Origin of the sequence: Hydrogenophaga sp. (assembly GCF_014773545.1) — a bacterium.
Lineage (GTDB): Bacteria > Pseudomonadota > Gammaproteobacteria > Burkholderiales > Burkholderiaceae_C > Hydrogenophaga.
Map to the genome: position 1 here is coordinate 1 of NZ_SDDV01000003.1, position 11,448 is coordinate 11,448.

General features: G+C 66.8%; 11 protein-coding genes and 1 pseudogene. 4 read left to right on the plus strand and 8 right to left on the minus strand.

Features of this window, described 5'->3' with window-relative positions:
- Positions 1-950, minus strand: a pseudogene (locus EST26_RS02865) (IS1380 family transposase); the annotation flags it as partial.
- A 109-nt stretch (positions 951-1,059) separates the two neighbouring features.
- On the opposite strand from EST26_RS02865, the gene EST26_RS02870 reads away from it, so the two are divergent.
- Positions 1,060-1,908 (plus strand): ferritin-like domain-containing protein, encoded by an 849-nt coding sequence (locus EST26_RS02870; protein ID WP_291065287.1) that lies wholly within the window; start codon positions 1,060-1,062, stop codon positions 1,906-1,908.
- A gap of 39 nt (positions 1,909-1,947) precedes the next feature.
- Positions 1,948-3,357: an ATP-dependent RNA helicase DbpA gene (gene dbpA, locus EST26_RS02875; RefSeq protein ID WP_291065288.1), complete on the plus strand. Its 1,410-nt coding sequence runs from the start codon at positions 1,948-1,950 to the stop codon at positions 3,355-3,357.
- Here the strand turns inward: dbpA and tmk are convergent.
- Positions 3,332-4,042: a dTMP kinase gene (gene tmk, locus EST26_RS02880; RefSeq protein ID WP_291065290.1), complete on the minus strand. Its 711-nt coding sequence runs from the start codon at positions 4,040-4,042 to the stop codon at positions 3,332-3,334. The two genes, dbpA and tmk, sit on opposite strands and share 26 nt — an antisense overlap.
- 1 nt (position 4,043) lies before the next feature.
- Positions 4,044-5,054 (minus strand): endolytic transglycosylase MltG, encoded by a 1,011-nt coding sequence (mltG, locus tag EST26_RS02885; RefSeq protein WP_291065292.1) that lies wholly within the window; start codon positions 5,052-5,054, stop codon positions 4,044-4,046.
- A 124-nt stretch (positions 5,055-5,178) separates the two neighbouring features.
- Here mltG and EST26_RS02890 point away from each other — a divergent pair, with 124 nt between their 5' ends.
- Together EST26_RS02890 and EST26_RS02895 are read left to right on the plus strand one after the other, a co-directional pair.
- The gene (locus EST26_RS02890) at positions 5,179-6,126 is read left to right on the plus strand and encodes a folate-binding protein (protein ID WP_291065294.1); all 948 of its coding nucleotides are present in this window, start codon (positions 5,179-5,181) and stop codon (positions 6,124-6,126) included.
- A 12-nt stretch (positions 6,127-6,138) separates the two neighbouring features.
- Positions 6,139-6,993, plus strand: a complete 855-nt coding sequence (locus EST26_RS02895; protein WP_291065296.1) for an NRDE family protein — start codon at positions 6,139-6,141, stop codon at positions 6,991-6,993.
- 31 nt (positions 6,994-7,024) lie between these two features.
- Here EST26_RS02895 and EST26_RS02900 read toward each other — a convergent pair whose 3' ends face one another.
- The 5 genes from EST26_RS02900 to EST26_RS02920 form a co-directional block, all read right to left on the minus strand.
- Positions 7,025-7,888 carry a YbgC/FadM family acyl-CoA thioesterase gene (locus tag EST26_RS02900; RefSeq protein WP_291065298.1) on the minus strand — a complete coding sequence of 288 codons (864 nt, stop codon included), beginning with the start codon at positions 7,886-7,888 and terminating at the stop codon, positions 7,025-7,027.
- Position 7,889: 1 nt separating this feature from the next.
- The gene (locus tag EST26_RS02905; protein WP_291065300.1) at positions 7,890-8,882 is read right to left on the minus strand and encodes an alpha/beta hydrolase; all 993 of its coding nucleotides are present in this window, start codon (positions 8,880-8,882) and stop codon (positions 7,890-7,892) included.
- Positions 8,883-9,121: 239 nt separating this feature from the next.
- Positions 9,122-9,943 (minus strand): HDOD domain-containing protein, encoded by an 822-nt coding sequence (locus tag EST26_RS02910; protein WP_291065302.1) that lies wholly within the window; start codon positions 9,941-9,943, stop codon positions 9,122-9,124.
- A 94-nt stretch (positions 9,944-10,037) separates the two neighbouring features.
- On the minus strand, positions 10,038-10,865 hold the full coding sequence (locus tag EST26_RS02915) for an HDOD domain-containing protein (RefSeq protein WP_291065304.1): 828 nt from the start codon (positions 10,863-10,865) through the stop codon (positions 10,038-10,040).
- Between the two features lie 133 nt (positions 10,866-10,998).
- On the minus strand, positions 10,999-11,406 hold the full coding sequence (locus EST26_RS02920; protein WP_291065306.1) for a hypothetical protein: 408 nt from the start codon (positions 11,404-11,406) through the stop codon (positions 10,999-11,001).
- Positions 11,407-11,448 lie beyond the last annotated feature (42 nt).

Sequence of the window (11,448 nt, forward strand, 5' to 3'; positions counted from 1 at the left end):
GCCAGCGCGCGCTGGCAGTACACGTCGTCGTACAGCGCCTGGGCTTGACCAGGCAGGTGGGTCACGATGAAGCGCGGGTTGCACCCTTGATCACCCCATTCAAGCCGCGTGCTCACGCGCCGCTCGTGCGCCCAGCTTTGTGCAGCGTACTTGAATTCGTCCACCATGCGCTGTTTGAGTCCCGTGCGCTCGTACTCGTCCTTCATCCAAAGCTCAGCGAACTCGACCTGCGCTTGCAGCCGCGCGTTGCGCGCAAGACCCACGATGTCATGCACGCCTGCGCGCTCGCACCAGTTCAGGATGCGCTGGCGGCAAAAGCCCGAATCCCCACGAAACACGATGCGCACGTCGGGCCACTGCGTGCGCAGTCGGCGCACCAGCAGTTTGAGGATGGCCGCCGTATGGCGTGCGCCATCGATGTTGCTGGGCCGCAGGTAAGCGCACAGCAGTTGCTGGCCGCAGAACACGTACAGCGGCAGGTAGCAGTAGCTGTTCGATAGTACCCGTGAAAGAAGCGGCCCTCTTGCTGGCCGTGCAGCGGGTTGTCGGTGGCGTCGAAGTCCAGCACCAACTCCTCGGGGGCACGGTCGAAGCTGGCGATGAACTGATCGACCAGTACCTCGTGCAGCCGCCAGGCCGTGGCACGGTCGGCCCACTTCTCCAGGCGGCACAGGGTGGGTGCGCTGGCCACTTCGCGCTCCACGCCCACGGCCGTTTGCAAAGCCACGTCTTGGCGCAGTGCGCCGTGATCGTTCAGGTCTTCCCAGCCCAGTGCCAGTCCGTATACCCGCTGGCGCAACATGTCGCGCACACCGTGTTTGATCAAGAGCGGGCTGCGCGGATCGGCGATGCAGCGTGCCGTCGAATCTGCCCTCCACCACACGCCTGCCCAATCGGCCAAAGTCCAGCGTTCCAACGTCAATTTTTTCGGTACAGTTTGGCTTCGGCATTGCCCGCTCGTTTGATCAAGATTCGATACCTCGATTTTCGGGCACACAAGGGCAATGTCGTCCTCTTTTACGGGGGGTACGGTGAAATATCCGGGCTAGAATTGCAAAGATGGACACAAGCGCTTTGCCTGCTACGCCGTCGCTGCGCCAGCAGGCGCTGCAAGCCCTGTGCGAACGCGACCCGAACCGCAAGCAGGTCGCTGCGCAGGCGCTGTGGGCGGCGCTGCGTCCGGCGGGCGATGGCGACGCAGAACAACTGGCTGCGGCCACGCTGGTGCCGCCGGTTCCGCAGGCGATGCTGCCCGGGCGGCCGGCCCGCCCACTCTTGGTGCCCGCGCTGCAAGTGCCGCAGCGCTCGGCGTTCACGCCCGAGGGGCTGGCCGCGCTGCTGCACGCGATGGTGCACATCGAATTCAACGCAATCAACCTGGCCTTGGACGCGGTCTGGCGCTTTCCCGCCCTGCCGCTGGGCTTTTACCGCGACTGGCTGCGCGTGGCCGCAGAGGAAGCCAAGCATTTCGCGCTGCTGCGCAGCGAGTTGCAGCAACTGGGTTTTGACTATGGTGATTTTCCCGCCCACGACGGCCTGTGGGAGATGTGCGTAAAAACGCAGCACGACTGCACCGCCCGCATGGCACTGGTGCCGCGCACGCTGGAGGCGCGCGGCCTGGACGCCACGCCGCTGATTCAGGCGCGGCTGCGCCGGGTCAAGCACGCGCAAGCGCAGCGCACGGCAGACATACTGGAGCTGATTTTGCGCGACGAAATCGGCCATGTGGCCATTGGCAACCACTGGTACGGCTGGCTGTGCGCGCAGCAGGGGCAGGAGCCGCTGGCGCACTACCGCGTGCTGGCGCAGCGCTTCCAAGCCCCCAAGCTCAAGCCGCCGTTCAACCAGACGGCCAGGCGTGCCGCCGGCTTTAACCAGCCGGAGCTGGACGACCTGCTGAGCGCTTGAGCCGGCAGCGCCTGGCCGCTGTGGCATCGATAATCGGGAATGACTGCCACACCCGACCCCGCAGCGGCCAACGCCGCCTTTTGCACCCTGCCCCTGTCGCCCGCCACGCTGGCCAACCTGGAGCAACTGGGCTACCGGCACATGACGCCGATTCAGGCCGCCAGCCTGCCAGCGGCGCTGCGGGGCCAAGACCTGATTGCCCAGGCCAAGACCGGCAGCGGCAAAACCGCCGCTTTTGCGCTGGCGCTGCTGGCCAAGCTGAATGTGCGCCGCTTCGCGGTGCAGGCGCTGGTGCTGTGCCCGACGCGCGAACTGGCCGACCAGGTCAGCCACGAAATCCGCCGCTTGGCGCGCGCCGAAGACAACGTCAAACTGGTCACGCTGTGCGGCGGCGTGCCGCTGCGCGGCCAACTGGCCACGCTGGAGCACGGCGCGCACATCGTGGTCGGCACGCCCGGGCGCGTGCTGGACCTCTTGCAGCGCGCCAGTCTGCGACTGGACGCGCTCGAGACGCTGGTGCTCGACGAAGCCGACCGCATGCTCGACATGGGCTTTTTCGACGACATCGCCAAGCTGCTCGGGCAGTGTCCCAAGCAGCGCCAGACGCTGCTGTTCTCGGCCACTTACCCGCCGGGGATCGAGGCGCTGGCAGCACAATTCATGCGCGCACCGCTGCTGCTGACGCTGCCAGCGCAGCACAGCGGCGGCCTGATCGCGCAGCGCTGGTACCAGGTCAAGGAAAGCGAGCGCCTGCACGCGGTGGGCCTGGCGCTGGCGCACTTTCGGCCCGCGAGCGCGCTGGTGTTTTGCAACACCAAGGCGCAGTGCCGCGACCTGCTGGCAGTGCTGCAAGCGCAGGGCGTCAGCGCGTTGGCGCTGTCTGGCGAGCTCGAGCAGCGCGAGCGCGACCAGGTGCTGGTGCGCTTTGCCAACCGCAGTTGCGCGGTGCTGGTGGCGACCGACGTGGCCGCGCGCGGCTTAGACATTGCCGAGCTGGCGGCGGTGATCAACGTCGACGTGACGCCCGACGCCGAGGTGCACGTGCACCGCATCGGCCGCACGGGCCGCGCTGGCGCCAGCGGGCTGGTGCTGAACCTGGCCAGTCTGGACGAAATGGGCCGGGTGGGCAAGATCGAACTCTTGCAGGGCCGCGAGTCCGACTGGTACCCGCTGGCCGAACTGGTGCCCAGCGGTCAGGGCGCCCTGCTGGCGCCGATGGTGACGCTGCACATCCAGGGCGGACGGAAAGAAAAAATCCGCCCCGCCGACGTGCTGGGCGCACTCACCGCCGACCTGGGCTACACGCGCGAGCAAGTCGGCAAGATCAACGTCAACGACTGGTCAACCTACGTGGCGGTGCAGCGCGACATTGCACAGCAAGCCGCCAGTCGGCTCAACGCCGGGCGCATCAAGGGCAAGAGCGTCAAGGTGCGGCTGCTGGAGGACTGAGCGCCAGCCAACCACGCCGCTCGAAGGCCGCACGCACACTGAGCCAGACCGCTTCGGGCGGTTGGTCGGCCGCGATGCGCAAGAAGCGCCGCGGGTCATCGCGCTGGCGCTGCGCGTAGCCGGCGGCTACGCGGGCAAAAAAAGCGATCGATTCAGACTCGAAGCGGTCCGGCGCTCGGCTGGACGCCAGCCGCTGCGCAGCCACTGCCGGCGGCAGGTCGAACCAGACCGTGCCGTCGGGCTGGCGCAAGCCGGCGCCGGCTTGGGGTGTGGACTGCACCCAGCGCTCCAACTGGCGCAACACGTCGAGGTCAAAGCCGCGGCCGTGGCCCTGGTAGGCAAAGGTGGCGTCGGTGAAGCGGTCGCACAGCACGACGTCGCCGCGCGCCAGCGCCGGCTCTATCACCAAGCGCAGGTGGTCGCGCCGGGCGGCAAACATCAGCAAGGCCTCGCACAGCGGGTCCATGGGCTGACCCAACACCAGGGTGCGCAACTGCTCTGCCAGCGGCGTGCCGCCCGGCTCGCGCGTGAGCGTGACGCGGCGGCCCTGCCGTCTGAAAACATCAGCCAGGCGACCGATGTGGGTTGATTTTCCCGCACCGTCTATGCCCTCAAAGCTGATGAAAAGCCCCGTGGCGGACTTGGCGGCGGTTCGATCGCAGGTGTGCGCGGGCGCCAGAATCACTTCAGCGCCCCAGAATGTAGCGCCGCACCGCCGCGTTGTGCTGCGCCAGTGTGGCGCTGAACTCGCTGGAGCCGTCGCCGCGCGCAACGAAGTACATCGCCGGCGTGCTGGCGGGCTGCACCGCCGCCAGCAGCGAAGCCCAGCCCGGCATGGCAATCGGGGTCGGTGGCAGGCCGGCGCGGGTGTAGGTGTTGTAGGGCGTGTCGGTTTCCAGATCGATGCGGCGCAGGTTGCCGTCAAAGCGCTCGCCCAGACCGTAGATCACGGTCGGGTCGGCCTGCAAGCGCATGCCGATGCGCAGCCGGTTGCTGAACACGCCGCTGATCTGGGCCCGGTCGCTATCCAGCCCGGTTTCTTTCTCGATGATGCTGGCCAGAATCAAGGCCTCTTCGGCGCTGCGCAGCGGGGTGTCGCTGGCGCGCTGCGCCCAGGCCAGGGCCAGGCGCTGGTCCATCGCCTGCGCTGCCAGGCGCAGCACCTCGGAGGCCGGCGTGTGCGGCGCCACGCGATAGGTGTCGGGGAAAAACCGCCCCTCGGGGTGGCGCCCGGGCAAGCCGATGCGCGCCATCAGCTCGGCATGGCCCAGACCTTCCAGGTCTTGCTGGAGATCGGGCGAATTGCGCAGCGCCTGCAGCACCTGGCGAATGTTCCAGCCTTCGATCAAGGTGATGCTGCGCAGCGCCTGCTCGCCGCGCACCAGCTTGGACAGCAGGCTGCGCGGCGTGGTGCCGGGCGCGAACTCGTAACTGCCCGCTTGAATGGCGCGCGCCTGACCCGAGAGCCGAAACCAGGCGTGCAGCAGGCTGGGCGAGGTCTGCACACCGGCGCGCACCAGCGTCTGGGCCACCGCGCGCGCCGATGCGCCGGGCGCAATGCGCACCTGCAGCGGCGCCTGGGCATTCACCTCGGCGGGCAGCGACAACGGATGTTGCAACCACCACGCGCCCGCGGCGGCAAGCAGCAAAGACGCCGCCACGGCAAGCAGCAACAGCAGTTTGAACAGGCGCAGCATGGCAGGGCGTGAGCAGAAAAGGGGTGGAAAAAGCGGGGGCAAACGACCCGCACGGAAGCGCCAACACGAGCGCTTGATGATAATCGACAGCCTTTGCCAGCCTTTGCCCAGCCCGGACCACCCCATGCATCTGCCCGTCTCACCAGACCTAGATCCCGCCCGCCTGAGCGGCGTCACGCCCTTGCCCCAGTGGGGCGTGCTGCGCGCCCAGGGCAGCGATGCGGCCACGTTTTTGCACGGCCAGTTGACGCAAGACTTTGCACTGCTTGATCTGTCGCAGGCGCGGCTGGCCGCGCTGTGCTCGCCTAAAGGCCGCATGCTGGCCAGTTTCATCGGCTGCAAGCTCAGCCAGGACGACATTTTGCTGATTTGCAGCCGCGACCTGCTGGCCGCCACACTCAAACGCTTGTCGATGTTCGTGCTGCGCGCCCAGGTCAAGCTCAGCGACGCCAGCGCCGCGTTCGCGCTCTGGGGCGTGGTCGGCCATAGCACTGCGCCGCTGCCCGAGCAACCCTGGAGCAAGCTCAGCCCAGACGACGGCAGCCACTGGCTGCGGCTGCCACCGGCGCTGGGCCTGGGGCGCGCGCTCTGGCTGGCCCCGCTGACAGGCGCCAGCGCAGCGCAGCCGGCCGGACCGCTGCTGGAACCCGCTCTGTGGCCCTGGCTTGAGGTAATGAGCGGCGTGGCGCTGCTGAGCGCGCCGGTGCAAGACGCTTTTGTGCCGCAGATGCTGAATTACGAATCGGTCGGCGGCGTCAGTTTCAAAAAGGGTTGCTACCCTGGCCAGGAAGTGGTGGCACGCAGCCAGTTTCGCGGCACGCTCAAGCGCCGCGCCTTTTTGGCACACAGCAGCGCTGAACTGGTGGTAGGTCAGGCGGTGTTTCATGAGGGCGACGCCGAGCAGCCCTGCGGCACGCTGGCCGCTGCCGCCGCCTGCCCCACGGGCGGCTGGAACGCCATCGTCTCGATGCAGATCAGCGCCGCCGCTGCTGGCCGCCTGCACGCAGGCAGCGCCGACGGCGCCGAGCTGCAACTGCTGGCGCTGCCCTACCCGCTGCTGGACGATGTTTGAACGCTGACAGCAATGTGCCTGATTGCCCTGGCCATCGGCGTCAACGCCTCCTGCCCGCTGCTGATCGCGGCCAACCGCGACGAGTTTTATGACCGACCCAGCGCCGCCCTGCAACGCTGGCACCTGCCCAGCGGCGCCGAGGTGGTGGCCGGGCGCGACCTGCGCAGCGGCGGCACCTGGCTGGGGATTAACCCGGGCGGCCGGGTGGCGCTGCTGACCAATGTGCGTTCGGCGCAGCCGGGGCCGGGCGCGCGCAGCCGGGGCGAACTGGTGACGCGCTGGCTGCAAGGTGAGCTGGATTGGACTGGTCTTCAAGCCAGCATAGCGCCACGTGACTACGCCGGCTTCAACCTGGTGGTGGGTGATTTTCACCAGGGCTTTTGGGCCTGGCTGAGCAACCGCAAGCCGCACGCGCCGCAGCAGGAGCCGTCGGACCTGCTGCACAGCCACATCTTGGGCGCAGGTCTGTACGGCTTGTCCAACGCCGCACTCGATACCCCCTGGCCCAAGACGCAGCGCATCAAGCAGGCGCTGGGCGCGTCGCTGGCGCTGCTGTGCCAGCCGCAGACCGCGCCGCACTGGCGGCGACCGCTGTGCGCGGCCCTGCTCGACGCGCGCGTGGCGGCCGACGCCGAGTTGCCGGCCACCGGCGTGCCGCTGGAATGGGAGCGCGCGCTCTCCAGCCCGTTCGTGCGCCTGCCCAGCCTGGGCTACGGCACGCGCAGCAGCCTGCTGCTGCGGGTTCGCCCCGGCGGCGCAGGCCGCTGGCAAGTCAGGCTGGACGAATGGCAGCACCTGGTTGCCGCCGATGCGACAGCGCCGCAGCCGCACAGCGCCAGCCGACGCCAGCAAACCCTGCTCTGGTAGCTGCGTCCAGGTCCAGCAGCAGGGCCAGCGTTTACAGCCGCTTGCGCATCGCCACATGGGCCATACCGGCTTCATCGAAGCGTTCACCCTCGGGCTCGAAGCCCAGGCGGGCATAGAAGGCCTGGGCGCTGCATTGGGCGTGCAGCAGCAGCTCGCGCTCGCCGCCTGCGCGCGCGGCGTCTTCCAAGGCCTGCAACACCTGCCGCCCCAGCCCACTGCCACGCAACACGCGGCTGACCGCCATGCGTCCGACCTTGACCACGCCGGGCCGATACGCCAGCAGCCGTCCGGTGGCCACCGGCTGCCCCAGTCGATTACAGACCACGGCGTGCAGGGCGCCGGCGTCGGCTTCGTCCCACTCCAGGTGCTCGGGAACGCCTTGCTCGCGCACAAAAACTTCGCGCCGCAACGCCTGTGCGGCAGCCCCCAGCGTGGCCCAGTCGCCCACCTGCAGTTGCCACACCGCTTCGCCGCGCTCGTACGCCTGCATGGCAGCGCGCAACGGCGCTGGCACCGGCTGCGAGGTTTGCGTCGCCGGGTCGGCGAACACGTAGACGATGTCGGCTGAAATCAGGTGCGCATCGGCACAAAAAATGGCGCCCCGGAACACGATTGACGAGCGACCGACGCGGCTGCACTGCAGCGCCACTTCGAGCTGGTCGTCCAGCCGCGCCGAAGCGTGAAAGTCAAGCGCCGCCCGCACCACGTACAGATCGCCGCCGAGCTGCTGCATGGCCGCCTGATAAGGCAGCGCCAGCGCGCGCCAGTAATCGCTGATCGCCGTGTCAAAGTACATCAGGTAATGCGCGTTGAACACGATTTGCTGCATGTCCACCTCGGCCCAGCGCACGCGCAGGCGGTGGACAAAGCGAAAATCAGATCGATTTATCTGCATTTCAGGGCTCTCCAAAGGCGCGCCGCAGCGCACGCGCGGCGTCGCCGTGGGCTTGCAGCGCCTGGGCAATGACGCGCCCGAAGTTGATGAAACCGTGCACCACACCCGGATAAATTTCCAGCGCGACCGCCACCCCTGCTTGGCGCAACCGGTCGGCGTAGAGCAGCCCTTCGTCGTGCAGCGGATCGCATTCGGCCAGACCGATCCAGGCCGGCGCCACGTCCTCCAGGTCACGCACCTGTGCGCTTTCATCGACACCGTCCAGCGGGGCAAAGCGCCAGTCGTCAAGGTCAGCGCGGCTGCGCAGATAGTGCTCAAAAAAGTAATTGATGTGCGACTCTTCGAGTAAAAAATCGCGGGCGAACGTGCGCTGCGAGTCCGTGTTTTGGTGCCCGGCACAGCCCGGATAAAACAGCAGTTGCAGCGCCAGCGGCCAGCCGGCGTCGCGCGCGGCAATGGCGGTGACCGCCGCCAGCGTACCGCCGGCGCTGTCGCCGCCGATGGCGATTCGATCGGCGTCGACTCGCAAGGCCGGCGCCTGTTGGCGCAGCCAGGCCAGACTGTCCCAGACGTCATTGACGGCGGTCGGAAACTTCCACTCCGGCGCCAACCTGTAGTCAAGCGACAGCACCGCACAGTGCGCCAGATACGCCAGATGCCTGCACAGGGGTTCGTGCGTGGCCACGCTGCCCAGGGTAAAGCCACCGCCGTGCAGGTACAGCAGCACCGGCAGCGCCGGCAGCGCGGCAGCAGCGGCTGGGGCAAACAAACACGCCGTCAGCTCGGCGCCGTCACGGGTCGGTACGCGCAGCGCCTGCACTCGCGCCAGTGGGTGCGGCTCGATGTCGAGCACCCCGGCGCCACAGGCGTGCAACTGGCGCGCCTGCACGGGTGTGAGCGCATGCAAGGGCAACTGCCGGGCGCGCTCCATGCGAAGGAGCAAAGCGCGCATCTGGGGGGTGAGCAGGGCACGCGGATGGGTGCGACGCGACATGGTTGAGTGGGCCTGGCTGCCCTATGCGTGACCCGGTGTTGGACGGCGGGCAGCACAGAATGCAGTTTGTTTGTTGCACTCCTTCACCGCACGGCGGGTCCGGCATGGCGCAAATTTTCTACCTGACCCCCATTTTGATCGACTTCGGCACGCCCGCGCTGCTGGCGCAGGCAGGCCGCGCCCAGCCAGCGCGCAGAACCAGCGCGAATTGCTGCAAGCCTTGCTGTGAGAGCAGCCGCTCAGTGCGCCTGGGTTTCGCTCTGGCGCTGCAGCGACGGAATTTCCTCCGCCACCACGGTATCGGGATCGATGCCAAGCACCAGACCAATCGGGTCGGGGTAGGTGTTGATCAGCAGTTCGCTGCGCATGGCCTGCTCTTCGGCACGGGCGCGCCAGGCGGCGATGTGAATGACGCCGGCAATCGGCTCATAAACTTCGTTGTCGAACGGCGCATTCTGGTGTTCGATGGCGTTGATCATGCGCTTGGGGAAATTCCAATCGCGCGCCAGCGCAGCCCCCACCTCGGCGTAGCTGTAGCCAAACAAGCCCTTTTCGGCCTTGGCGCGCTTGAGGTCTAGCATGGGCACACTGCGATCGAGGTCTATCATGGCCTCGGGCATGCCCACGTGCATGACCAGCTCGCCAATGCAATGGATCAGACCGGCCGTGAAGGCGGTGTTTTCGTCGATTTTGATCGGCAGCGCAATGTAGCGCGCCAGGTTGGCGGTGTTGAGGCTGTAGCGCCAGAACTGATTCAGATTGACGCCACCGACGCGGTGAAAGCCTTCACCCAGCGAGGCGGCAATCACCAGCGCCCGCACCTTGATCAGGCCGAGCACGCTCATCGCGTCGCGCGCGGTGCAGACCGTGCGCGACAGGCCAAAAAAAGACGAATTGGCGGTTTTCAGCAAGCGCGCGGTCAACACCGGGTCGTCCTCGATGTAGGCCGCCACCAGCATCACGTCGACATCTTCCTTGTCGAAAGTCTCGATCAGTTTGCGCACCACCTTGGGCGCGGACGGGAGCGCGTTGGGTTGCTTCAGAAGCTTTTCGAGTTGCATGATGAACCTGCCAGTCGCCAAGGGTTGAACAATTCGCCGTGTGCCTGAGTCTTCATCGTCGAGCAGGCGCCAGACTTGAGGGAATTTTCTGCCTTCATTCGGTGAAAGCAGCCAGCGCCTGCCCGGACGACCACTCGGACGGGTCTTTGCTGAGCACGCTGTCGATGTCCAAGCCCAGTGTCAGTCCGACCCAGTCCGGGAAAGTAGCCGCCAGACCGTTGCTGTCGAGCTGGAGCTGTTCAGCCCGCGCGCGCCACGAGGCCAGGTGCAGCACGGCGCCCAGCGTGTCGCAGGCCTGACCCTCGAAGGGTGCAACCTGATTTGCCAGCGCCGATACCAAGTCGGGTGGAAACTGCCATTTTTCTATCAGTCTGGCGCCGACGTCAGCGTAAGAATAGCCAAAAACCGTCTTCTCGGCGCTGGCGCGCTGCAAGTCCAGCGAGGGCAGGCGCAGATCGAGCGACGCCACGGCGTCGGGCATGGCCATGTGCATCACCAAGTCGCCGATGGCGTGAATCAAACCGGCGGTGAAGGCATTGCCCTGATTCTGCCGCAGCACGCCGGCGAGCGAGCGCGAAATATCGGCCACGCGCAGACTGTAACGCCAGAACTGCGGCAGATTCACCCCCGGCACATTCGTGAAGCTGGCGCCGAGTGCAGCGGCCATCACCAGCGAACGCACTTGCGTCAGGCCCAGCAAAGCCAGTGCCTCATCGGCGTTGCCGATTTGTCGACTGAGGCGAAAACAAGCTGAATTCGACAAGCGCAGCACGCGCGTGGTGAGGGCCGGGTCGCGGCCGATGAGCTCAGCGACACGCTTCGGACTGGGGTCTGGCCGACCCATTTCAGTCAACAGATCCGACACGCTGCGCGGCATCGGCGGCAGCGCACGCGGGAAATTCAGCAGCTCCTGGAGGGTCATGGCGAGCAATCGATCAGCCTGGGTTGGTCACTGTCCTGCTTATCGACGCCGCAGAGCTGAGCTTGAATGCCTTGGCCGCAGGTTCAGACAACGCTTGCCACTTGTTCGCAACTGGCCCATTGCCAGCCTCAACTCAGTCGCGCACAAACAGCGTCACCAGCGGCTGATCGCCCACCGAGCGGCTGCGGTGGCCGTGCACAGCCGGGTCGAACACGGCGCCGGCTGGCAAGGTGTCGGCCGAATAGAAATGATCGCCCGGGCCGAACAACCGCACGCTGCCATCCTGCAAACCAATCTCCATCTGCCCTTGCAACACGAACAGCCACTGGGGCGTTGCGGTGCAATGAAACGTGCTGCAAAAGCCGACCGGGCTCTGGCGCAATTGACAAGCGCTGGCGGGCAGCAGCGGCGACAGGCGCGCGGCGGCGCTGCCCTCGCTCAGGGGCAGCATGTCGTGCCGAAAGCGGGCGCGGCCGTCGCTGTCGGTGAACAGCAGCACCCGGTGAAAAACCGGCGCACAGGAGTCGGCAGATGGATTCATGAGTGAAACGGGACGGCACGAGTGTTTGGCAGGCAACAGCAT

Bases quoted from the DNA above. Each gene is read 5' to 3' on its own strand.
- EST26_RS02900 (WP_291065298.1), bottom strand. From the start codon at position 7,888: ATGCAGATAAATCGATCTGATTTTCGCTTTGTCCACCGCCTGCGCGTG.
- mltG (WP_291065292.1), bottom strand. From the start codon at position 5,054: ATGCTGCGCCTGTTCAAACTGCTGTTGCTGCTTGCCGTGGCGGCGTCT.
- EST26_RS02895 (WP_291065296.1), top strand. From the start codon at position 6,139: ATGTGCCTGATTGCCCTGGCCATCGGCGTCAACGCCTCCTGCCCGCTG.
- EST26_RS02910 (WP_291065302.1), bottom strand. From the start codon at position 9,943: ATGCAACTCGAAAAGCTTCTGAAGCAACCCAACGCGCTCCCGTCCGCG.
- EST26_RS02890 (WP_291065294.1), top strand. From the start codon at position 5,179: ATGCATCTGCCCGTCTCACCAGACCTAGATCCCGCCCGCCTGAGCGGC.
- EST26_RS02870 (WP_291065287.1), top strand. From the start codon at position 1,060: ATGGACACAAGCGCTTTGCCTGCTACGCCGTCGCTGCGCCAGCAGGCG.
- EST26_RS02920 (WP_291065306.1), bottom strand. From the start codon at position 11,406: ATGAATCCATCTGCCGACTCCTGTGCGCCGGTTTTTCACCGGGTGCTG.
- dbpA (WP_291065288.1), top strand. From the start codon at position 1,948: ATGACTGCCACACCCGACCCCGCAGCGGCCAACGCCGCCTTTTGCACC.
- EST26_RS02905 (WP_291065300.1), bottom strand. From the start codon at position 8,882: ATGTCGCGTCGCACCCATCCGCGTGCCCTGCTCACCCCCCAGATGCGC.
- EST26_RS02915 (WP_291065304.1), bottom strand. From the start codon at position 10,865: ATGACCCTCCAGGAGCTGCTGAATTTCCCGCGTGCGCTGCCGCCGATG.